Source organism: Acinetobacter sp. YH12095 (assembly GCF_013419245.1).
Classification (GTDB): domain Bacteria; phylum Pseudomonadota; class Gammaproteobacteria; order Pseudomonadales; family Moraxellaceae; genus Acinetobacter; species Acinetobacter towneri.
Genome location: NZ_VPAL01000007.1, coordinates 76,888 through 100,156, shown reverse-complemented (window position 1 = coordinate 100,156; position 23,269 = coordinate 76,888). Strand labels below are relative to the sequence as shown.

Genomic DNA, 23,269 nt, shown 5'->3' with positions numbered 1-23,269 from the left:
GACAGACTGGGCATTGTGGATGGGGCGATTTTTTCAAAGATTTGGTTTGTAAACCCTGTTTGGTCTACAGCAAAATACAAAAAACCGAGCAATGTTGCTCGGTTTTGGGAATTCAGCTTTTAAAATTGAAAAGCTTGAATTAGATATTGTCTAAGTCGATGCCTAAACGTGCAGCAACTTCTTCATAAGCTTCAACCACACCGCCTAAACCTTGACGGAAACGGTCTTTGTCGAGTTTCTTCTTGGTGTCTTTGTCCCATAAACGGCAACCGTCTGGAGAGAACTCATCACCCAACACAATACGGTCGTGGAATACACCAAACTCAAGTTTGAAGTCGACCAAAATCATGTTACCTGCATCAAACAATGCTTTTAATACATCGTTGACTTGGTAAGTTAATTCTTTCATTTTTACCAATTGTTCAGCATTGGCCCAACCTAAAGCAATCGCTTGAGATTCGTTTACCATTGGGTCGCCAAGAGCGTCATCTTTAAAGAACAATTCAAATGTAGGTGGGGTCAGTTCTTTACCTTCTTCTACACCTAAACGACGGCAGAGTGAACCTGCAGCGTAGTTACGAATAACGCACTCTACAGGAATCATGTCTAACTTTTTCACCAATACTTCGTTTGGTGTAAGTAGTTTTTCAAAGTGAGTTTCGATACCCGCTTCAGCCAATTTTTCCATGATAAAGGCGTTAAAACGGTTGTTCACCTTACCTTTACGATCTAGTTGTTCGATTTTTTCGCCATTGAACGCAGAGGCATCATCACGAAAGACTAAAATCAGGTGGTCTGCACTGTCTGTGGTATAAACAGATTTTGCTTTACCAGTATAGAGCAAGGTTTGTTTTAACATGAGGGAACCTTTTTCAAAAAAAAATGCCTAGTACGGCTAGGCTGGCCAATTTTGGTAAATCTGGGCCAACAGATCTGCAGCTTTTTCTTGATCTGCAAAGCTGTTATCGGCATTGAATACAGCTAGGTTGTTGCTCGAACCGACAGAGGTCAATCTTAAGACATAAATCTGTTGATCGACCTTAATGGTTGCCTCGTAACGGTTCTTACTTTGACCAACAATGCTGTAATTCAGACTGCTGAGGGTGGCAAGTGTGTATTGCCAAATTGTAGCAGAATTTCCATCAATTTTGAGCAACGGATTTTGGTTTCCGTCAACTACGGGTTGAGGACGTCCAATTTGCGTACTGTCTTGAACTGTGTTGCTGCTGGCTTGCATGGCTTCAGGACGTGGCATCGCAAAACGGTTGCCACGTGCATTTTCAAGCTTAGGTGCATTTGCCGTTGCTAAAGGGTCAACGCTTGGTGCAGGATACAACGGTGTTGCAGGTCGAACCACAGAACCTTCTGGATATTGAAGTGGTGCTAAAGTAGCGGCGTCTTTATAGTCCAATGAACCATTATTGATGGCAAGAGAACTACAACCAGCCAAACTCAATACTGAAAGTGCGGCGATAAAACCAAAACGTAATTGCATCATACTAAGCTCTTTTATTGAATGACACCCGCAGCCTGAAGGGCTTCGCGTAACGGTGCACGATATTGTTCTGCAAGCGGAGTTAATGGCAGGCGAATTCCTGTACCAATTAATCCCATTTCATGAAGTGCCCATTTCACAGGAATTGGGTTCGATTCACAAAATAGAATATTGTGTAAATTTGCAATCGCACTGTTTTGTTGCTCTGCACCTGCAGCATCACCTGCGATTGCAGCCGCGCAAACTTGGCTCATGGCTTTTGGTGCAACATTGGCGGTTACAGAAATATTGCCTTTTGCACCGTGCAGCATCAATTGATATGCCGTAGCGTCATCGCCTGAATACACCACCATGTTTTTGCCTGTTAAGCCAGCCAATAATTGCTGACCACGTGGCACATCGCCCGTTGCATCTTTTACGCCCACAATATTTGGGATGTCTGCAAGACGGATGACCGTTTCATTTGACATATCTACACCAGTACGACCCGGTACATTATATAAAATGATAGGTAAATCAACTGCTTCTGCAATTGCTTTATAGTGCTGGTATAAACCTTCCTGAGTTGGCTTATTATAATAAGGCGTTACCAATAAGGCCGCATCTGCGCCCAATTGTTGTGCTTCTTTGGTCAGTTCGATGGCTTCATGCGTTGAGTTTGCACCAGTACCAGCAATGACAGGAATACGCTTATTTGCGACGCGAATAATTTCTGCGATCACTTTGGTGTGCTCTTCCATACTTAAGGTCGATGCTTCACCAGTTGTACCTACAGCAACAATACTGTTGGTACCTTGTTCTATGTGCCACTCAACGAGCTTCTCGAGACCTTTCCAATCTACGCTGCCATCTTCTAACATTGGGGTGACAATTGCGACAATTGAGCCTTGAATGGTCTGTGCTTGCTGAGTCATTTTTTAAAAAGATCCTATTTTTCCATCCACAGAGGTGTAGAAAAGGTAGATGTGGATGGTTGCAGTATTTTGATTTGGGTCAAAATTCAATCAAATTGATTAAATAATGCTTAGCCAAATTATGACTGATTCAGTGTGTCAGAACAATATGCTTTCGTCAAAGCAATCATAAACTTTGTTTAATGTAGTATTTTAGGATCAGCAGCTTGTTGTTCAAAATAAAAAAATAATAACCATCTCCTTTGTACCCAAATTTTCATTGGTATGGCGCAACCCTCATCAGCACTTTTTTAGCCTCAAGTTTGAAATACAACGCTGAATATAGGGTCTGTTGACATTTCATAAATGGCTTGCGCTGTAGGCTAAAACTGAGCAGATCAGGCATGAAACGCAGGGAATAGCGAGACTATTGCCAAGTTTCATAACGCAATCTGAGAAAGTTTTAGCCACATGAGCAAGAACAAAGCGCTGCTTTGTTTGCTGCGCAAGGGGGCGAGCATATTTTTTGCTGCTATTGCGTTATGTGCCAGTCATTTAGAATGACTAAATTTCCTGTCTCATGCTTTATATCAGCTAAAAAATCTTGCGAGATATATCTCTCACGTCGCAAACATAGATGAATTGTCAACAGACCCTAGATATTTATATAAAAAAACGCTCAATTCAGACCTTATAGCTCTTATATCTGACTGTTTTAATCGGGATATTTTGATTTTTGATTCTTAAGAATAATAGCTTTTAAGTCTACCTATGTTGTCGCTGACTTCTTAAATGGTGAGAAATCTTGCGCTGAATTTACTGCATTAAGCGGGAAAATAGCGTGTAATTTGCCAGATTTATTGTTTTTTTCGCTATGTTTTTTTCTACATGCTTCGCAACACGTTTGCGCTGATCTGAAAAAATTCACTTTGGTCTAACACTTATTGATAGCTATTGCTGCAGTTTAAAACTGCGCAAGATGCAGGCTTTCACATGGCTATCTAATTCTAGTAGAGGGACCCAATGGATAGATCAACACAACATAGCGATCAGCGGCATGCGGTTATTACCGTCGCGATCTGCTTTTTAATTGCAGTGATTGAAGGTCTGGATATTCAGGCAGCAGGTATTGCTGCGGCAGGTATCCGTGAGCATTTTGGTTTAGACAGCTCGCAGCTTGGGGTATTTTTTAGTGCGGGTATTTTAGGTTTATTGCCAGGTGCTTTGGTTGGCGGACGTTTTGCAGACCGTATTGGTCGTAAAAAAGTATTAATCTGGTCTACAGCAGTCTTTGCTTTATTTACCTTATGTACGGTGTGGGTGAATAGCTTTGAAAGCCTATTGGCGGTGCGCTTCTTGGCAGGTGCGGGTTTAGGGGCAGCCATGCCAATTTTAATTACTTTGGCATCTGAAGCTGTTTCGCCACAAAACCGTGGTCGTGCTGTGGGCTTGATGTATTGTGGTATGCCTGTGGGTGCAGCCATTTTATCTTTAATTGCCAGTACAGATTTTGGCTCAAACTGGAAAAACATTTTCTATTTGGGTGGTTTGCTGCCATTTATTGTCATTCCATTGATGATGTGGTTATTGCCAGAATCACGTGAATTCTTAAAAGCACAAGCGGCAGGTAAAGATGTCACAGCACAAAATGCTGCGCCAAAAGCATCTTTTAAAGATTTGTTTAATTCACAAAACTTATTGCGCACCTTATTTATTTGGGTGAGTTACTTCTTTACCTTGATGGTGGTTTACATCATGTTGAGCTGGTTACCATCTTTATTTATGGAATTAGGTTTCTCGCGTAAAGAAGGCAGTACTGCACAGTTCTATTTCATGGTGAGTGCGACAGTCGGTACTGTAATTTTGGGTATGCTGACCGACCGTTGGAAAAAAGCCTACGTGATTTTATTGATGTATGGTGGTATTTTGGCAGGTTTATTTGCTCTAAATGCAGCGGGTTCACTCATGCAAATGTATATGGCTTCAGCTTTGGTCGGTGCTTTTGTGATTGGCTGTCAGGGCGTGTTATATGCTTTTGGTAGTATTGTCTACCCAACCGAAGTACGTGGTACTGGGGTCGGTGTTGCCTCTGCTGTTGGTCGTGTAGGCGCAATGCTTGGCCCTGCTATTGCAGGTCAGTTGTTGGCAGCAGGCTTTGGTGCGGCTGGGGTTATTTCAGCAGCCATTCCATGTATTATTATTTCAGCCATTTTCATGTTGTTATTGGTACGTCGTATTCAAACTGTTTAAAAGGATGAGAACAGTTGAAAGACCAAATAGCCTGCACCTGCAGGCTATTTTTTTGTATGTTGATCGCTGATTTTTGAGAGAAAATGCTCGAATGAAGTGTGACAAGTACTGTCGCAAAGCTGCCTGTTCTACTGGGTGGCAATGACGCAAGCAGGGTATAATAAGTCCTAAAAAACAGTAAATATAAGAGTATCATTTGAAGCAGAAAAAATTGATTGCAGAATTTCAGTTGGATCAACAGCAGTTTTCGCTGTATCTGATTGAATATGAATTTATTTTAGAACTGAAACGCCATTTTCGAGCAACACGGACTTCTCCAAAACAAAACGCGTGGCTGGCATTTGCCGATCAAGCTACTTATGAAGATGTCAACGCAGGTATTGATGCCTTTCAGGTGATGCGTTTAACCCGACAGCATTTGGTCAATTATTTAACTCGGCATCCACTGCCTTATTTTTATTTTCATGCCGCGACTGCACGCAAAGCCAAAATCTATCCACGTTTTGTACGGCAATTATTGTTACAGCTACCGAACTATCAACATTGTGCCGAAAACGATTCTTTTTATTTTTATCAAAGCGATACAACTCAGACTTAAATTTCAGCTATGCTGAGGGTAGCGTTTAAGATGGGAAAGGAAACAGCATGCAGCAGCTGAATAATGCCTTGATTGTGGTTGATGTGCAAAATGGTTTTTGTCCAGGAGGTAATTTGGCGGTTGCAAATGCCGATCAAATTATTCCCTGCATTAATGCGTTGGGACGTGTGTTTCAGAACATTGTGATCACCCAAGACTGGCATCCTGCAACGCATGTGTCCTTTGCTGCCAACCATGCAGGCAAACAGGACTATGAGCAGATTCAGCTCAGTTATGGCGAGCAAGTGTTGTGGCCTGTGCATTGTGTGCAAGGCACAGCTGATGCTGAATTACACCCAGATTTAGATTTGCCTACAGCACAATTGATTATACGCAAAGGTTTTCACGAGCAAATAGACAGTTATTCTGCCTTTATGGAAGCAGACCGCAAAACCACCACAGGCTTGGCGGCCTATTTAAAAGCCCGTGAAATTGATACGGTTTATATTGTGGGCATTGCCACCGACTTTTGTGTGGCGTGGACGGCAATAGATGCCTGTGAGTTGGGTTTTAGCACCTATGTGATTGAAGATGCCACCAAAGCGATTGATTTAAATGGCTCTTTAGAACAAGCATGGCAACAGATGTTGGCACAAGGAGTACAGCGAGTACAAAGTCAGCACTTACTTGGCTAAAACTAGATAACGAACTGGCCGCGAAAGGGAAGGGCGAAATCTTCCTTTTTGCTATAAAAATAGATTAAATGTAAAATAAAATAAATAAAAATCAATTTTTTACATATACCCAATTTTGACGAAATGTTCTGCGATTGATTGTGGGTGTAACATGATTGTCATAATCTCTACCTACCATGCCTTGCACAGAGGCGAAATAAGCAGACTGTCTTAAAAACAGCATAGAGAAGATATGGAACACTTTCAGCATTCATCTGATACTTATTTTAATCGTGAACTCTCTTTAATTGAGTTTAACCGTCGGGTCTTGGCGCAAGCTTTAGACCCAGAGTTACCTATTTTAGAGCGACTCAATTTTTTAATTATTTTTTCACGTAATTTAGATGAGTTTTTTGAAATTCGCGTTGCAGGTTTAATGAAGCAACTCGATTTGAATGCCATTACCCGTACCCCAGATGCCATTCCGACTGAACAGGTCTTGGTAGAACTGTCTGATAAAGTGCATCAGGCGGTGAAGCAGCAATACGACACTTTAAATTATGCCATTTTGCCGCAGCTGCAAAGTTTAGGGATTCACTTTATTCAATACCATGACATTGTGGATAAACATAAAGCGTGGATTGCCGATTATTTTGCCCGTCAGGTACAGCCTGTTTTAACGCCAATTAGCCTAGACCCATCGCATCCATTTCCGCGTTTGGTCAATAAAAGTCTAAACTTTATTGTCAGTTTACAAGGCAAAGATGCTTTTGGACGTGAAATTGAAATGGCGATTGTGCCTGCGCCACGCTCTTTGCCACGTTTAATCAATTTGCCAAAAGAAGTGGCAGGTAGTGCGACTGAACATATTTTCTTGACTGCGATTATTCAGCAGCATATCAATGATCTGTTCCCAGGCATGAAAGCCACAGGTTGCTATGCGTTTCGAGTGACCCGCAATGCCGACCTGATTTTGGCCGAAGATGTCGATGATTTGGCAGTTGCCTTAAAAGATGAATTATCGTCACGTCGTTTTGGGCGTGCGGTACGTTTAGAAATTGAAGATGATTGCCCGCAAGATATTATTGATTATTTGCTCAGAGAGTTTGATTTAGATGAGCAGCAATTATATCGGATTAGCGGGCCGATTAACCTGTCGCGTCTGACCAGTAGTTTTGACCGACCTGAATTGAAATATCCACCTTTTGCACCTGTGATTCCAAAAATATTTCGGAAGCAAAAACCGATGTTTGAGATTCTGAAAAAGCAGGATGTGTTGCTACATCACCCATTTGACTCTTTTCAGCCGGTGATTAATTTACTCAAAGAAGCGGCGAAAGACCCAAATGTGTTGGCGATTAAGCAAACGCTGTATCGTAGTGGCCCAGATTCTGAAATTGTGCAGGTACTTGCAGAAGCCGCACGTAATGGCAAAGAAGTCACTGCCGTGATCGAGCTACGCGCACGTTTTGATGAAGAATCCAACATTATGGTCGCCAACGTCTTGCAAGAGGCAGGCGCAGTGGTGGTGTATGGCATTGTCGGCTATAAAACCCATGCCAAAATGATTTTGATTGTGCGTCGTGAGCAAGATCAGTTGGTGCGCTATGTACATTTGGGTACAGGCAACTATCATGCGGGCAATGCACGTATGTACACCGACTATGGTTTGATGACCACACATCCTGATATTTGTGAAGATGTGCATCGGGTGTTTCAGGAACTCACAGGCATGGGCAGATCGGCAAAATTAAAAAACTTGCTGCATGCACCATTTACCTTGCACAGTGAATTGCTCAAACTGATTGAACAAGAAATCGGGTTTGCACAAGCAGGCAAAGCTGCCCGAATTATCATTAAAGTCAATGCATTGACTGAGCCTGAGTTAATTACGGCTTTGTACCGTGCTTCGCAGGCAGGGGTACAGGTCGATTTAATTATCCGCTCGATTTGTTGTTTGATTCCAAAAGTGAAAGGTATGTCTGAGCGTATTCATGTCCGTTCGATTGTGGGACGCTTTTTGGAGCATACCCGCGTGTATTATTTTGAGCATGGTGGTGCAAAAAAATTGTACTGCGCCAGCGCAGACTGGATGGGGCGCAACTTATTTTCACGGGTGGAAACTTGCTTCCCTATTTTGGATGAGAAAATTAAACAGCGTATTGTAGAAGATGGCTTGCTGAGTTATTTGCATGACAATCAAAATGCGTGGGAGCTACAAGCCAATGGCGAATGGCAGAAAGCTGCTGTGGTGGGGCAGGCTGCTGTACACAATGCGCAAATGTATTTGGTCGAGCAGAAGCAGTTGAATGTGTAAATTGGGCTGCAGTAAATGGATGTGATCTAGCATCTGTGAGTATAAAAAACCTGAGTATGTGTGCATACTCAGGTTTTTATGCTTTTAAGGCATCTCATGGATTATTTTAAGAAGCTCTTGAATGTTTGCCTTTTAGAATTTCAGTTCGCAGGCTTTGCGCCAACTCAGCCGATTGGCTGTCCATGCCATTAACCATAAAGGCATGGCGCATCAGCACATTGGTCGGATTTGGCATACTCACTAATTCATAATGCGTAGACAGTTCATCTAGTAATTCATTCGGTAAATGCACTGCATTTTCACGAGCAGATAATTGATGCACCAAACGCTCTGCTGCCTGCACTGCAGATAACTGCATGGCTTCGACTGCGGTTGATAAACCACTGCGAGTTTGCAACACAAAACGCTTTTCTTCACGATAACGCTTATACAGCACTTCAGACAATAACTGGAACACCGTGCCAATCATGGCCATACAGGCTGCTGCATTTGGTGTATTGGCTGCAATACTGAGTGTTGCGCCATCTTCATGGAATGGTTGTACTGTTTGAATGTCGGAACGGTTTAACTTGTAGTGTTGTACGCACAGTTCAATGCTTTTGTTCAGGAAAATCTGACATAAGCTAAAATAAGGCACAGACACACTTTGCGTGACCGTGTCTAATAATTGTTTCGGGTCATAAAACTGAATATTCAGCGCAATGTTGTTTTGCTCTTGGCTTTGCTCAATGGATTTGTTTGCTTTAGGCGACATCACAGGTTTAGGCTGTTGCTGTGCCTGCGCAAGTGCCAAAGCCGTTTGATGTTTTTCTTGTTCAAGGGCTTGCGTCAATAATTGTAATTCGTGTTTAAGGCGAGATTCATTATTAATGCGTGCTAAATATTCACTACGACTTGGACGGGCAATCGCGCGATAAGCCAACCATAACAAGCCATGAACCAATAATGATAAAAGTGTCGCTAACCATTGGGTACGCAGAATTTCACCAATACTTGGCTGAATTAAGGTAATTTCAATGCTGCCGACTTTCTTTTCATTGATGATTGCATCGCGGACAAAGACTTCACCTTCACGGGTACGTGACTGTCCACCTGTCGCCAAGACCTGATTTTGCGCATCTAAAATACGAATAGAAGCAATGCTTGGATTGGTGGCATAACGATTCACCAATAATGCCAGTGATACTGTATTGGCAGGTTCCAGCTCAGAAAGGCTGTCTGTGACCAGTTGGCTGGTCATTAACTGCCCCTGATTGGCGCGGTTTTCATTTAATTGGTGTGTTGTTGCAAGCACCAATAAAAAGGTGTGAAAAGCAAAACTTACAATCAATAGGCTAGCAAATAGCCCTTGTCTAGGCGCATTCAAGGTAAAACTTCCAAGGCATTTATATTCAATTTAGATTATGATTCTCACAATAGTTGTAGCTCAGACCCGAGTCAATTCATGCGAGAAATCATTCTTATATCATTTTTAGGACCTGACCAACCTAATCAGTTTACTCGATTAATGCAGGTATTGTCCGCTCATTCCTTACAAATCTTAGATGTTGGCCAAGCTGTTATTCATAATCAACTGACTTTAGGTATTGTTGTTGCATCAGAAGACCAGACTGCAACTGCTTTAGCCATGAAGGAGATTCTGATTTTAGCACATGATATTGGCTTAACTGTGCGTTTTAAACCAATCTCTGCAACTGAATATGAGCAATGGGTCAAAGAAGGCGGTCGTACCCGTTATATCGTGACTGCACTGGCACCAGAGCTGAATGCCTCACATTTACAGGCGGTCACGCATATTGTATCTAGCCAAGGTTTTAACATTGAAACTGTAACCCGTTTGTCGGGTCGCCCACAGCTTAATGTAGCCGAAGATGAACCTAAACGTGCTTGCATTCAGTTTGGATTAAGTGGACAAATGCTAGATGCAGTTGCCATGCGTGCTGCGTGTTTAAGCCTGTCGAATGAACTGAGTGTGGATGTCGCGGTACAAGAAGACAATGCCTACCGTCGTAACCGCCGTTTGGTGTGTTTTGACATGGACTCAACGCTCATTGAACAAGAAGTGATTGATGAGTTGGCGATTGAGGCAGGTGTGGGCGATCAGGTGGCGGACATTACCGAACGTGCCATGCAGGGTGAACTGGATTTTCAGCAAAGTTTCCGCGCGCGCGTAGCATTGCTCAAAGGTTTAGATGCTGCTGTGTTGCCTAAAATTGCCGAACGTCTGACCGTGACCGAAGGTGCTGAACGCCTGATTTCAACCCTGAAATCTTTGGGTTATCGCACCGCTATTTTGTCGGGCGGTTTCCAATATTTCGCAGAATATCTGCAGGAAAAATTGGGGATTGATGAAGTGCATGCCAACATTCTAGATGTGGAAAATGGCATGGTTACAGGCGAAGTAAAAGGTCACATTGTGGATGGTGCGCGTAAGGCATTATTGCTACGTGAACTGGCAGACAAAATGGGGATTTCTTTGGAACAAGCCATTGCGGTGGGTGATGGTGCGAACGACTTACCAATGCTTTCTATTGCAGGTTTAGGTGTGGCGTTCCGTGCTAAACCGTTGGTACGTCAAAACGCCAATCAAGCCATTTCAAGCGTGGGCTTAGATGGTGTGCTGTACTTATTGGGCGTGCATGACAAAGACTTGAACCGTGCCTAATATGACAATTCAATGAAAAAAACGCAGCAGTCATGCTGCGTTTTTTGTTTGTATAATCAGCAGATAACGATGAACGGTAAACAAAAACTGTCGATAAAAACCGCAACAGCATTGAATGAAAAAAATATTTTTTAAGGCAAAAAAATAAGGTGTTTTTTTGTAATGACACGCGAATAAAGAGCTAGCTTAGCTTCCCGAAAACTACAAAATTTAAAAAATGTAATGACAATATAATATTGCGACAAGGTGTGTCGCTTTATAAAAATACAAGTCTTTTTTTATCTAGAAAACGCAGCATAATGCAGACATAGAATTTAAATCGACATCCATTATTTATTTAAACGGTATTTGAAGTCGCAGACCAATTCAAAAAGAGGCTGCATCTTTAGACGGAGGTTTTTATGCTAACAGCGAATTTAGCGACCATTGTAGGCTTAAGCCTCGTCGCAGCTGCGTTGATTGCTGTTTTCTTTTCGCCTTATCGTCGCTGGTTAAACTTTATGTTGGCAGGTATGGTGTTTTGGGGTTTATTGGAAGTGGTGCGCTACAGTGTGCAAAGCGTATTTGAACTGCCAATTACCTACAGTTACTTGTCGGCAATTTTCTTGGCGATGACTTTGGTGACTTTATTATTATTACGAGAAGACCGTCGGGCAGAGCGTGCTTTGGCAAAACGTCGCTATATCGAACATACCCCAGTCTATGAAGACGATCAGCAGCAGTGCTCAAGCCGCTAAATCGTACAGACTAAATTCAAAAACTTTAAAAAGATGCAACTGGTTTGCATCTTTTTTGCTTTATCTGTACGGCAGTTTGCGCCATCCAAACAGCGACAAAATTTTAACACCCTCCTAAAGATTGTTATACAAAGCCTTGCAGCAAAAAGCGGGAGTTGTGATAGGATGAGTCTGTTCATTATCCAACAATTACAATAGGCTTCACTGTCATGAAACTTTCTGCAATTCCTGTGGTCAAACTTCCTTTGGTTGATGTCAGCACCGATCCACTTGACCTTCTCGTGGCAGGTTTGGCATTGCGTATGAAACAACTGGCACGTACCAGTCCAAAATTTATTGAGTTGGTGCATGAACGCCAGTTCCGTATTCAAATTGGCACAGACTTGGGTATGGCGCGTCAAATTATTGTCAACAATGGACATATTGACACTGTGGCAGGCGATGCAGAAAAAGCCGATTTTATTTTGCAGTTTGCAGACAGCGAGCAAGGCGTAAAAACCTTAATGAAAGGTGATCCAACTGCATTTATGACAGGCATGCAAAATGGCAGCATTAAAATGGAAGGTGATTTTGGCTTATTGGTGTGGTTTAACCAAGCAGCGAAATTGATTCCACCTAAACTACCAAAACCTGTAAAAGAAAAAATTAAAATGGCACGCCAGTTTATTAAACAAAAAACGGGTAAATAAGCTGCTCAGACCCAAACAAAAACCTCTGATCAATTTTTGACAGAGGTTTTTTTATATGTGATTTACTCGACTTCCAAACAAAAAGTCACAGGCCCGTCATTTACCAAATGCACTTTCATATCGGCAGAGAAAATACCTGTTTCCACCCTGTCAAACTGACTTTTGGCATAGTCCACCAATTGTTCATACAGCGCTTTGGCATCGTTTGGGGGCATCGCAGGGCCAAAATCAGGACGTAAACCTTTTTGAGTCTGTGCCATGAGGGTAAATTGTGAAACCAATAACACACTGCCATTGGCCTGACTGACATTCCAACCCATTTTGCCTTGTTCATCATCAAAAAAACGATATTTTAAAATTTTATCAATCAGCTTTTTGCCTTTCTCAAAATTATCGTCTTTGCCTAAGCCCAAAAATACCAAAATACCCTGTTGAATCTCGCCAGTGATTTCACCATCGACCACGACTTTGGCTTCAAGAACTCGTTGTAATAATGCGCGCATGGGGGACTAATTTTCTCAGTGTGGGGGATGGCTGCAGATTGTAGCAAACTTAGGCACTTTGGCGTGCATTAACATCAATCACGAAAGCATCACAACGGTAGCTGCCCGCAGAGAGGTAAAATATCTTGGGAAGGCTACACTTCAGCAAAGTTGTAACAAGATTGTCGATAAAAGCCCTTTTTTGCTGAATAAAGTATGCTTTAATGCAAGAAGTACCGCGAAATGATGATCCCTATGACCCCCATTATTCAATCTCTGCTCGATACTGATTTATATAAATTCACCATGTTACAGGTGGTGCTGCATAAATTTCCGCAAACGCACAGTGTGTATCAATTCCGCTGCCGTAATCTTGAAGATACCGCGTATCCACTGAGCGATATTTTAGCTGAGTTGAATGCGCAGCTTGATCATTTGTGTCAGTTGAAATTTAAAGAAGATGAATTGCAGTATTTGCGTAATTTACGCTTTATTAAAAGTGACTTTGTCGATTATTTAGAATTATTTCAGCTCAAGCGTCGTTTTATTCACGCCAGTATTGATGCGCAAGGTCGTTTGGATATTCGGGTAGAAGGCCCGATGGTACAGGCCATGATGTTCGAGATTTTTGTCCTGGCAATTGTCAATGAACTGTATTTTCAGCGCATCCGTAATGATGAGGTTTGGGCAGAAGGTGAGCGCCGTTTACAGCAAAAAATTGCCCTGATTCAAAGTTACCAACAGCAGCAACTGCCTGAAGATCCACCATTTTTGGTTTCAGATTTTGGTACGCGCCGCCGTTATAGTTTTGCATGGCAAAAGCACGTGATTGCGGCTTTTCATCAAGCTGTACCTGAAGTGTTTCGTGGTACTAGTAATGTACTGTTGGCTAAAGAATTAGGCATTACCCCAATTGGGACAATGGCACATGAGTTTTTACAGGCATTTCAGGCGCTAGATGTACGTTTACGTGACTTCCAAAAAGCCGCACTAGAAACTTGGGTGCAAGAATATCGGGGTGATTTAGGCATTGCCTTGACTGATGTGGTCGGGATGGATGCTTTCCTGCGTGACTTTGATTTGTATTTTGCCAAGTTATTTGATGGCTTGCGACATGACAGTGGCGACCCGTATGTGTGGGGCGATAAAGCTTATGCACATTATAAAAAGCTAAAAATTGACAGTAAAACTAAAATGCTGACCTTCAGTGATGGTTTAAATGTCGAAAAAGCATGGGCCTTGCATCAGTATTTTAAAGACCGTTTTCAGGTTAGTTTTGGGATTGGTACCAACTTAACCAATGATATGGGGCAAACTGCGCTAAATATTGTGTTGAAATTGGTGGAATGTAATGGTCAGTCGGTGGCGAAATTGTCCGATAGTCCGGGTAAAACCATGACCGATAATGACACCTTCTTGGCATATTTACGCCAAGTTTTTGAAATACAAACGCCTGTTTAAAACCTGAGCACATTGAAAAAACCGAAGAAAATCTTCGGTTTTTTTCTAGATTAAAGCATGTGATTGTTAAAATTCTGCGAAAGTTATGAAAAAAACAGCATGCTATCAAAAATGACCTATACTAAGTTAAAGTTGATTGCCAAACAGACTGAACCGCATAAAAATGAGCACTTCTCCATTCAATTTTGGACTGCTGATTGAAGCAGAAGATTTAGTTCCCTTTTTAGGGCATGAAAAATTGCGCATTGTCGATTTGAGCCGCAATTCGGTGTACGAGCAATTGCATCTTCCGCATGCTTTACAGGTCAAACCGAGCATGTTGCTACGTCAGGATGAAGATACATCGGGTTTATTGCCTGAACCCGAGGCTTTACAAGACTTGATTCAGTATTTGAGTATTTCCCCTGAGCATCATGTGGTCGCCTATGACGATGAAGGTGGCGCATGGGCAGGGCGTCTGATTTGGAATTTACACTGTTTAGGCTTTGAAAATACCAGTTTACTAAATGGTGGGATTCACGCATGGTTGGCAGCAGGTTTTCCAACTACTTCTGAGGTTGAACCGCTAACACCCGTCAGCATGCTTGTTCCTGTTGCCGAGCAAAATCAGTATAGAATTCAATATGATGAGCTATTAGAAAAGTGCCAAAACCAGTCGGTGCAACTTTGGGATTGCCGCACCATAGATGAATATACAGGGCTGCGTTTGGCTGCACGACGCGGCGGTCACATTCCTGGGGCATTGCATTTTGAATGGAGTACTGCCCTTAATCGTGAAAATCATTTAAAATTGCATCCCTTAGAACGCACACGACAGCGTCTGGAACAACTCGGATTCAATTTAAACGAACCTGTAGTGGTGTATTGTCAGTCACATCACCGTTCAGGTTTGGCCTACATTTTAGGGCGTTTATTGGGTTGGAAAATTCAGGCCTATGATGGTGCGTGGAGTGAATGGGGCAACCGCCCTGACAGTCCTGTTATTACTGGAGAGTTGCCGTCTTGAGCCTCACATCACGTTTAAAAAAACAAATTTTCATTCAGGCACAACGCGTTGTGCCACAACATCAATTATCACGTGTTGTGGGTAAACTTGCAGCCAGTGAGCATCCTGTGCTCAAAAATGCGGTGATCACTGCATTCAAGGCGCAATACGGCATTGATATGTCTTTGGCAGAACAAAGCAATGCCTTGAAATATAAATCTTTTAATGAATTTTTTACCCGTTCTTTAAAGCAGGGTGTGCGGGAAATTGACAGCAATCCGAACAGCATTGTATCGCCTGCAGATGGGGCGATTTCACAGTTGGGTAAAATTGAAGATGGGGCAATTTTTCAGGCCAAAGGTCAGCAATTTACTGTTGAAAACTTAATTGCCGACCCGCAATTGGCTGAACCATTTAAAAATGGTCAATTTGCAACCGTGTATTTATCTCCGCGTGATTATCACCGTGTACACATGCCTTTTGCAGGCACACTCACCGAAACTTTATATGTGCCAGGTGAGTTGTTTTCTGTCAATCAAACCACAGCCGAAAATATTCCGGGTTTATTTGCCCGCAATGAGCGCATGGTGTGTTTGTTTGATACCGAACTGGGGCGTATGGCAGTTGTTTTAGTGGGTGCCATGATTGTAGCGGGCATTGAAACCGTGGCGACAGGCAAAGTGAAACCATCAGGGCGTTTGGAGCTGAATCAGCACCAATTATTCCTTGAAAAAGGTGCAGAATTAGGACGTTTTTATTTGGGTTCAACCGCGATTGTTTTGTTTGAAGAAAATAAAATGCAGTGGGATGCTGAATTCAAAGCCAATTCTGTAGTGGAAATGGGGAAAGCCCTGGGACATATCGTTTCTGCTGAATAAAATATGTGAATAAAGAAATAAAAAACGCCAAAGTAATTTGGCGTTTTTTTGTTTTTTAAATCTGTAATTTATTGTCTATTTTAGCTCAACCAGCGCTTAAGTTTCGTAATACAAACGCTCTTTTGGGAACACGACTTTAAATATAGAGCCTTGATTTTCTTTAGATTCGACTTCTAAGTGTGCATTATGCTGCATCAAAACGTGCTTCACAATTGCTAAACCTAAACCTGTGCCGCCTGTTTGTCTGCTACGCGCGCTGTCTACACGATAAAAGCGTTCAGTTAAGCGTGGTAAGTGTTTCGGATCAATCCCGATGCCAGTATCTTCTACAGTAAAATAGCCTTGATTGCCATTATCATGCCAGCCAATGGTAATCGTCCCGCCTTTTGGGGTGTATTTAATTGCATTGGTGATTAGGTTGCTAAAGGCGCTGGCCAATTCTACATCTGAACCAATCAGATCATAATGACTGTCAATATTTAAGTTGAGTGTATGTCCATAATCGACGTTATAGGCATGTGCATCGTCAAATAATTGATTCATTAAACTTGGCATTTCAATGATTTGATTTTTGGCGATGGTTTTTTCATTTTCCAGACGTGACAGCAGCAGAAGGTCATTCACTAAAGCATTCATGCGTCGGGTTTGTGACTGCATTTGCTCAAAAGCACGTTTCCAACGCGGGTTAATATCATCCTGATCGGTAAAGGTTTCGATATAACCACTCAGCACCGTTAGCGGAGTGCGTAATTCGTGTGAAATATTATCGACAAAGTCTTTACGCATTTGTTCTAGGTTATGCATACGCGTCATGTCGTAAGCAAATAACAAACGGCTATCGCCACCAAACTGAGTCATTTTGACTTGCACATATTGCCCTTCATGCACGCTAGATTTCATTTTTAAACCGTCAGGTGCTTGATCAATATGATTAAAATATTCAATAAAACTAGGTTGGCGCAAAATAGTGAGGATGTTGCGTCCACGGTCTAAAGGCTGAATACCCAATAGCTTTTCAGCAGCAGGGTTCCACCATTCAATTTGATGATTTTCATCAATCAGCATCACGGCTTCATCCAACGCCACCAATGAAGACTGGGCGCGATCAATCAACCCGACCATTTCGGCCTGAACGATACGTTCCTGACGTTGTGAGCGATAAACATTGAACAGTAATGCACCCCAAATACCATGCAGATTTGGCGGCACATCATAAGGACGATTGGAAATCCAATCATTAACTAAATAGAGGGAGCGCATTTGCTGAAGAAAAAACAGCAAAAAGGCGAGGCTAATACAAATCCAAAAATACCCAATCCCAAAACCAATCAAGCTTGCAATAATTAGGAAAAAGGCCAATAAACGAAAATCTTGTTTGGCAAAAGTCCATAAACTGCTGTAACGAACTTGTTTGAGGTCACGGGCGAGTTCAGGGACTGGGTAAGGTTCGTACATAAAATAATTTTAGCCTAAAGCAACATCCGCACGTGTCGAGAAGCGATAGCCTGTACCACGTACCGTTTGTACAAAACGGTCTACGCCATACGGTTCTAAAACTTTACGTAAACGACGAATATGCACATCAATAGTTCGGTCTTCAATATATACATTGCCGCCCCAGACTTGGTCAAGCAATTGCGCTCGGGTGTAAGCGCGCTCTGGGTGCGTCATAAAGAACGCCAATAGACGATATTCGGTTGGGCCCATTTCTAAAATATTGTCACCAAAACTGACACGCTGGCTGACTGGGTCCAAAATTAAACCGTTGGCATCAATAGTTTTTTCACCGCTTAAGGCATTGGCACGACGTAAGACCGCTTTAATACGTGACACCAGTTCACGGGTCGAGAACGGCTTAGTCATGTAGTCGTCCGCGCCAGCATCTAAACCTTGAACTTTGTGATCTTCTTCGCCACGTGCAGTGAGCATAATCACAGGAATTTCAGCAAGGTTGTCATCGCGTTTTAGGCGACGGCACAAGTCTACACCGCTGACACCGCCTGGCATCATCCAATCAAGCAAGATAAGCGCTGGACGTTGATCGACAATCATCTGATGAGCTTGTTTTGCATCTTCTGCTTGTAAGCACTGAAAGCCTGCCATATCTAAAGAGGTATGGATCATCTCCCGAATTGGAAGTTCGTCATCGACGATTAAAATGTAGTCATCTTTCACAACGCAATATCCTATAGATGTTAACGGTGGACCGTTTTATTTATGACAGGCTTATTACAAAGATTAATTATGACAGTATCATTGCAGAAAGGGCTGAATGGGCTATTTTTGCAATAATTTGTGACAAAATAGTGTCGATTTGATGAAAAAACTGAACAGATTCAGTCAAAGTAAATAGGGTCTGCTGACACTTCGTCTATGTTTGCGACGTGAGAGATATATCTCGCAAGATTTTTTAGCTGATATAAGGCATGAGGCAGGAAATTTAGTTATTCTAAGTGACTGACTCATAAAGCAATAGCGGCAAAAAAATATGCTCGTTCCGAAGGACTGTAGCTAAAACTTTCTCAGATTGCGTTATGAAACTTGGCAATAGACCCACTATTCCCTGCCTGATCTGCTCAGTTTTAGCCTACAGCGCAAGCCATTTATGAAATGTCAGCAGACCCCTCTGAATTTGAAAAATATTATGAATATTTTTCGATTTTATGACAATGTCGAAGAATCTTTCACAAAAGCTTGCTCTTTTTCCGAAAAGGTCTGTAATAACGATAAAAATACAATACGGCAAGAAGACAAGACATCTTCCATGGATTGTTTGAAATCGCTCATCACCCAGCGAATCGCAATTTGGGTGACATAACCATTTAAGCCTGTCGCTACCAGTGAAATTTCTCGGTTGGGGCGGTCTAAATGCGGCATCATCAGCATGACAAAGGCCTGAATCATGCGGTCAAAACGCGACATAGTTTCGTGAATGGTGGCTTGGTTATGTAGTTCTTGCACCAGCATGGCATCAATATAAATAATACGTGCCATTTGCGGGTTATTTTTTAGCGTGGTCAGTAAAGCAGTCAGTCCTGCATCAATCATTTTTTTAGGATCAGCCGAGGCTTGCATAATGGCTTGCATGACATTTTGCTGTAATTCATCAATCAATTTTAAAAAAATGGTCTGAAACAGTTCTTCGCTTTTTTTAAAGGATTCGTAGAAATAGCGCTCGGTTAGTTTGGCTTCGGTACAAATATCTTTTACGGTCACGGCAAAAAAACCATACGTGCCATAGGCTTGAATACCTGCCTCAATCAGTTTTTCACGACGCGCCTGTTTGCGCTCAGTTAAAGACAAGCCTTTAAACTGACGTTCTTTTTGTTGTTTCTGGGTGGTTTTTTCTGTTTCTGCAGTCACGGGCAGTTGTTCTGTCATGTTCAGTTAAGCCAAATAAGAACCGTAATTAGGCTTTATACTAGCAATAATTATCTGTTAAACCTATGTTTTCAGATTCATTTGCGATATTCGTACTGGCTTATATTGACAATACTTATTGTCAAAATTATATTTAAACCACAGCGCATCGCACAGCCCTACAAAACAACAAGCAGGTCTGAACTGTGCACGCCACATACTCAAGGAAATCACATGAAAAATTTTAAAAATAAAGTTGCCGCAATTACAGGCGCAGGCTCGGGTATTGGGCAGCAATTGGCTGTTCTATTGGCGAAGCAAGGCTGTCATTTATCGCTCAGTGATGTGAATGAACAAGGTTTGGCGCAAACAGTGGATTTGCTCAAAGACAGTAATGTGCGCGTGACCATTAAAAAGGTGGATGTTTCTAAATTAGAACAAATGCGCGAATGGGCAGCTGAAACTGTGCGAGACCACGGCTCGGTCAATATGATTTTTAATAATGCAGGCGTGGCGTTGGGTTCTACTGTAGAGGGTGCAACTTACGAAGAGCTGGAGTGGATTGTGGGGATTAACTTTTGGGGCGTGGTATATGGCACCAAAGAATTTTTGCCTTTAATCAAACAAACGGGAGATGGTCATATCATTAACATTTCCAGTTTATTTGGTTTAACTGCACAGCCAACGCAGTCGGCTTATAACGCAACCAAATTTGCGGTGCGCGGTTTTACCGAGTCTTTGCGTCAGGAATTGGATTTGGAAAATTGTGGTGTGAGTGCGTTGAGCGTGCATCCAGGCGGGATTCGTACCAATATTGCCAACAATGCTAAAATGAACGACAGCATGCGCACTTTGGGCATGAATCCTGAAAAATCGGCACGTGCTTTTAATAAATTATTGCGTTGCCCGCCTGAAGAAGCGGCGCGCCAAATTTTAGAAGCGGTACAAAAAGACAAGCGCCGTTTATTGATTGGTAATGATGCCAAAACTTTGGATTTAATCCAGCGTATTGTTCCAACGGGTTATCAGAAAGTTACCGCATGGGCGACTAAGTTGGGCAAGAAACGCGGTTAATCTAACTTACAAATATAACAGACCATTCAGACCAAAACCTGAATGGTTTTTTTCTTCCAGACAAATTGATAATACGCACCTTGACCGATGCACAGACTCACAAATGCCAAGGCATAGGCATACCAAATTCCTTGCAAACCCCACCACTGACTGAAGAAATAAGCACACGGTACTTCAATTAAAACAATCGCTAAAATATTGATGATCATTGGAACATTGACCGTGCCACTGGCGCGCATAATGGAGGCAAAAATTGCACTGGCACCAAAAAATAAAATGGCCCATAACACAATAAATAAGAGCTGCTGACCCAGTACCACCACCGCAGGATCGGTAATAAACAACGCCATCAGATATTTAGAAAATAAATAACCCAAGGTGACTAAAATACCTGTAATCAGCAAATTCATGCCTAAGGCTGTACGGGTCACTTTAGCCAGTAATTCGGCTTTGCCTGCACCAATGGCTTGTGCAGCAAAAATTGAAGCGGCAATTGCAATAGATAGCGCAGGAAATTGAATATAGTTCAACACCTGATTAACTGCGCCATAGGCGGCAGTGGCCTCAGCACCATGCCGATTGACCAAACCGACAATCACCAAACCTGCCATAGAGGTAGTGACCATTTGTAAGCCTGTGGGAATCCCTAAGCGTAAAATCACCTTGCTTAAATTGGGTTGATGCCGAATTTGACGTAGTAGATGCACATCCATTTTTAAGGGATGATTCTTTTTATTCAGGTAAATCACCAAAAAAATTAAAACAGCCAGATAGCCCAGAATGGTGGCAATTGCAGGGGCAATAATGCCCAAGCGAGGAAAGCCAAAATAACCTGCAATCAGGATGGGGGTAATCACCAATCCCATTAAACTAGTCAAACTCAGGGCAATGAGTGGCGTAAGGCTATCGCCCACTCCACGTAAAATAGAGGTATAAATAATATAAACAAACAGCAGTGGGCTGCCTGCCAACATCCATTGCACATACGGCAGGGATAGATGCATCACTTTAGGGTCTGTGCCTAATAATATTAAAATTTGTTCGGCAAAAATCACCCCCAAACAGGCAATGAAACTGCCGCCAATTAGGGTCATAAATAAAGTCGAACCGACAATACAACGCACTTTTTCGACATTTTGTGCGCCCCACGCTTGCCCGACCAACACGGTCGATCCTGCCGAAAGCCCAATCACAAAGGCCATCAGGCAAAAAATAATGGGAAAAAATACCGACACCGCAGCAATGGCTTCCACACCGAGCATTTGCCCGACAAAAATCGTGTTAATGGTGCCCGAAAGATTTTGCAAAATATTGGTGGCAATCAGTGGCAATAGAAACACCAAAAAGGTTTTCCAAAGCTGAGGGTGATCGACCAGTGCCTGAGGTCTTGCCATGCCAAATCCTGCGCTTCAATATGCGGTTGTTTGAAATTTCACCCTAGCATGATTTGGTCATAAAAAGCCTTAGCTTTTCAGTAACTCAGTGACATTTCAGTGGAGCTTCATCGCTTAAATTGCCGATAAAATTTCACCTGCACGCAACAGGGTTTCGGTTTTTTTAGCAAAGCAGAAACGGATTAAACGTAAATCATCGGGTGGGGTTTGATAAAATGCAGACACAGGAATACCGACAATGCCGTGCTGCTCGGCTAGAAAATGGCACATATCGACAGCATTTAAGCCGGGACGGATATTGCTGTAATCTAAATTTTGAAAATAAGTGCCTTGTGCAGGGCTGAATTGAAAGCGTGAATTGGCAATGCCTTGATTAAACAAATCACGTTTGTCCTGATAAAACTTTGCCAGTTCTGCAATATGTTCAGGGTGCTGCTGCATATAATTTGCCAAAGCCACTTGCACAGCGCTAACTCCGCAGAAATTAATAAATTGATAGGCTTGGCGAAAGAGCTGCATTAAGGCAGGTGCAGCCGCACAGTAGCCTGTTTTCCAGCCTGTGACATGAAAAGTTTTACCAAAGGAACCCACGACAAAACTGCGTTCCCTAAGCTCAGGAAAAGACAGTGCAGAGCGGTGTTGATGCGCATCAAAGACCAAATGTTCATAGACTTCATCGGACAGCACCACAATATTATGTTCCTGAATAACATCAATTAAATGCTGCCAATCTTGCGCTGACCATACTGTGCCTGTGGGGTTATGTGGTGTGTTGATGATGATCATGCGGGTTTTGGCATGAATCGCATCTTTGACCATATTCCAGTCCACCTGAAAATGTGGAGCCTGCAGCGGAATATGAACGGCTTTTGCACCCAACAATTTTACACAGGGTGCATAACTGTCATAACTTGGATCAAAAATAATGACTTCATCGCCTGCCTGCAGCACGGTTTGCATGATGCTAAAAATAGCCAGTGTTGCCCCTGGGGTGATGGTAATTTCACTGATCGGGTCGAGCATTAGCTGATCACGCTGTAAAAATTGCTGTGCCAGTTGTTCGCGTAGTGGCAAGTAACCATCGCCCGAAGGATATTGATTGAAGCCTGCGTGTGTGGCTTGGCTTAAAGCATCCAGTAATGCTGCAGGTGGGGGAAAGTCGGGAAAACCCTGCGATAAATTTAAGGCATTCAGTTGTTGTGCCAAGTTAGACATGGTACTAAAAATACTCAGACCTTGAGCAGGCAGTTTCGCGTGAATATCGAGCATAGAGAGTTCTGGTTATGGCAGCAGCTTGTTTTACATCGTAGCGTTTTCAGGGGGGAATGCAAATGGGGT

The 23,269-nt window shown here is 42.5% G+C and carries 21 protein-coding genes; 11 read left to right on the top strand and 10 right to left on the bottom strand.

The features are described from left to right. Window positions 1-139 precede the first annotated feature (139 nt). Genes purC through dapA form a run of 3 tightly spaced genes read right to left on the bottom strand, consistent with a single transcriptional unit; the run spans window position 140 to window position 2,409 of the window. On the bottom strand, window positions 140-859 hold the full coding sequence (gene purC / locus FTU35_RS07235; protein WP_154320162.1) for a phosphoribosylaminoimidazolesuccinocarboxamide synthase: 720 nt from the start codon (window positions 857-859) through the stop codon (window positions 140-142). A gap of 36 nt (window positions 860-895) precedes the next feature. Beyond that, window positions 896-1,495, bottom strand: coding sequence for a hypothetical protein (locus tag FTU35_RS07230; protein ID WP_026438344.1), 600 nt, complete (start codon window positions 1,493-1,495; stop codon window positions 896-898). A gap of 14 nt (window positions 1,496-1,509) precedes the next feature. After that, complete coding sequence (gene dapA / locus FTU35_RS07225) at window positions 1,510-2,409, bottom strand: 4-hydroxy-tetrahydrodipicolinate synthase (RefSeq protein WP_131261232.1); 900 nt, start codon at window positions 2,407-2,409, stop codon at window positions 1,510-1,512. Between the two features lie 1,002 nt (window positions 2,410-3,411). Here dapA and mhpT point away from each other — a divergent pair. The 4 genes from mhpT (at window position 3,412) to ppk1 (ending at window position 8,206) form a co-directional block, all read left to right on the top strand. Continuing rightward, a complete protein-coding gene (gene mhpT / locus FTU35_RS07220; protein WP_131261231.1) occupies window positions 3,412-4,638 on the top strand; it encodes a 3-(3-hydroxy-phenyl)propionate transporter MhpT in 1,227 nt (408 codons plus the stop codon). Window positions 4,639-4,834: 196 nt separating this feature from the next. Beyond that, window positions 4,835-5,236, top strand: coding sequence for a hypothetical protein (locus FTU35_RS07215; protein WP_131261230.1), 402 nt, complete (start codon window positions 4,835-4,837; stop codon window positions 5,234-5,236). 47 nt (window positions 5,237-5,283) lie between these two features. Then, window positions 5,284-5,910: a bifunctional nicotinamidase/pyrazinamidase gene (gene pncA, locus FTU35_RS07210; protein WP_104852749.1), complete on the top strand. Its 627-nt coding sequence runs from the start codon at window positions 5,284-5,286 to the stop codon at window positions 5,908-5,910. Between the two features lie 232 nt (window positions 5,911-6,142). Beyond that, window positions 6,143-8,206 (top strand): polyphosphate kinase 1, encoded by a 2,064-nt coding sequence (gene ppk1, locus FTU35_RS07205; protein WP_131261229.1) that lies wholly within the window; start codon window positions 6,143-6,145, stop codon window positions 8,204-8,206. Between the two features lie 106 nt (window positions 8,207-8,312). On the opposite strand, the gene FTU35_RS07200 is transcribed toward ppk1, so the two are convergent. Then, complete coding sequence (locus FTU35_RS07200) at window positions 8,313-9,572, bottom strand: hypothetical protein (RefSeq protein WP_154320163.1); 1,260 nt, start codon at window positions 9,570-9,572, stop codon at window positions 8,313-8,315. A 78-nt stretch (window positions 9,573-9,650) separates the two neighbouring features. Between FTU35_RS07200 and serB the strand changes: the two genes are divergently transcribed. The 3 genes from serB to FTU35_RS07185 all read left to right on the top strand — a co-directional run bounded on the left by serB (window position 9,651) and on the right by FTU35_RS07185 (window position 12,297). Next, window positions 9,651-10,871, top strand: a complete 1,221-nt coding sequence (gene serB, locus FTU35_RS07195) for a phosphoserine phosphatase SerB (protein ID WP_004974136.1) — start codon at window positions 9,651-9,653, stop codon at window positions 10,869-10,871. Window positions 10,872-11,272: 401 nt separating this feature from the next. Then, a complete protein-coding gene (gene aciT, locus FTU35_RS07190) occupies window positions 11,273-11,608 on the top strand; it encodes a ciprofloxacin tolerance protein AciT (protein WP_004974137.1) in 336 nt (111 codons plus the stop codon). Between the two features lie 209 nt (window positions 11,609-11,817). Next, complete coding sequence (locus tag FTU35_RS07185; protein ID WP_004974140.1) at window positions 11,818-12,297, top strand: hypothetical protein; 480 nt, start codon at window positions 11,818-11,820, stop codon at window positions 12,295-12,297. Between the two features lie 62 nt (window positions 12,298-12,359). On the opposite strand, the gene dtd is transcribed toward FTU35_RS07185, so the two are convergent. Continuing rightward, on the bottom strand, window positions 12,360-12,800 hold the full coding sequence (dtd, locus tag FTU35_RS07180) for a D-aminoacyl-tRNA deacylase (RefSeq protein ID WP_004974142.1): 441 nt from the start codon (window positions 12,798-12,800) through the stop codon (window positions 12,360-12,362). Window positions 12,801-13,034: 234 nt separating this feature from the next. Between dtd and pncB the strand changes: the two genes are divergently transcribed. The 3 genes from pncB (at window position 13,035) to asd (ending at window position 16,103) form a co-directional block, all read left to right on the top strand. Further along, entirely contained in the window at window positions 13,035-14,240 is a 1,206-nt protein-coding gene (gene pncB, locus FTU35_RS07175) for a nicotinate phosphoribosyltransferase (RefSeq protein WP_131261228.1), read from the top strand. Window positions 14,241-14,403: 163 nt separating this feature from the next. Continuing rightward, the gene (locus FTU35_RS07170) at window positions 14,404-15,246 is read left to right on the top strand and encodes a sulfurtransferase (RefSeq protein ID WP_167846417.1); all 843 of its coding nucleotides are present in this window, start codon (window positions 14,404-14,406) and stop codon (window positions 15,244-15,246) included. Beyond that, window positions 15,243-16,103, top strand: a complete 861-nt coding sequence (gene asd / locus FTU35_RS07165) for an archaetidylserine decarboxylase (RefSeq protein ID WP_096901498.1) — start codon at window positions 15,243-15,245, stop codon at window positions 16,101-16,103. The genes FTU35_RS07170 and asd overlap by 4 nt, the downstream gene beginning before the upstream one ends. Window positions 16,104-16,199: 96 nt before the next feature. Here asd and phoR read toward each other — a convergent pair whose 3' ends face one another. The 3 genes from phoR to FTU35_RS07150 all read right to left on the bottom strand — a co-directional run bounded on the left by phoR (window position 16,200) and on the right by FTU35_RS07150 (window position 19,484). Next, window positions 16,200-17,558, bottom strand: a complete 1,359-nt coding sequence (phoR, locus tag FTU35_RS07160) for a phosphate regulon sensor histidine kinase PhoR (protein WP_154320165.1) — start codon at window positions 17,556-17,558, stop codon at window positions 16,200-16,202. A gap of 9 nt (window positions 17,559-17,567) precedes the next feature. Further along, a complete protein-coding gene (phoB, locus tag FTU35_RS07155) occupies window positions 17,568-18,278 on the bottom strand; it encodes a phosphate regulon transcriptional regulator PhoB (protein ID WP_004974162.1) in 711 nt (236 codons plus the stop codon). A 486-nt stretch (window positions 18,279-18,764) separates the two neighbouring features. After that, window positions 18,765-19,484, bottom strand: a complete 720-nt coding sequence (locus FTU35_RS07150) for a TetR/AcrR family transcriptional regulator (protein ID WP_154320166.1) — start codon at window positions 19,482-19,484, stop codon at window positions 18,765-18,767. 213 nt (window positions 19,485-19,697) lie between these two features. Between FTU35_RS07150 and FTU35_RS07145 the strand changes: the two genes are divergently transcribed. After that, a complete protein-coding gene (locus FTU35_RS07145) occupies window positions 19,698-20,537 on the top strand; it encodes an SDR family oxidoreductase (protein ID WP_154320167.1) in 840 nt (279 codons plus the stop codon). A 26-nt stretch (window positions 20,538-20,563) separates the two neighbouring features. Here the strand turns inward: FTU35_RS07145 and FTU35_RS07140 are convergent, their stop codons facing one another. Both FTU35_RS07140 and FTU35_RS07135 read right to left on the bottom strand, forming a co-directional pair. Then, window positions 20,564-21,931: an MATE family efflux transporter gene (locus FTU35_RS07140; protein WP_096901501.1), complete on the bottom strand. Its 1,368-nt coding sequence runs from the start codon at window positions 21,929-21,931 to the stop codon at window positions 20,564-20,566. A 114-nt stretch (window positions 21,932-22,045) separates the two neighbouring features. Then, window positions 22,046-23,200, bottom strand: coding sequence for a methionine aminotransferase (locus FTU35_RS07135; protein ID WP_026438346.1), 1,155 nt, complete (start codon window positions 23,198-23,200; stop codon window positions 22,046-22,048). Between the last annotated feature and the right edge of the window lie 69 nt (window positions 23,201-23,269).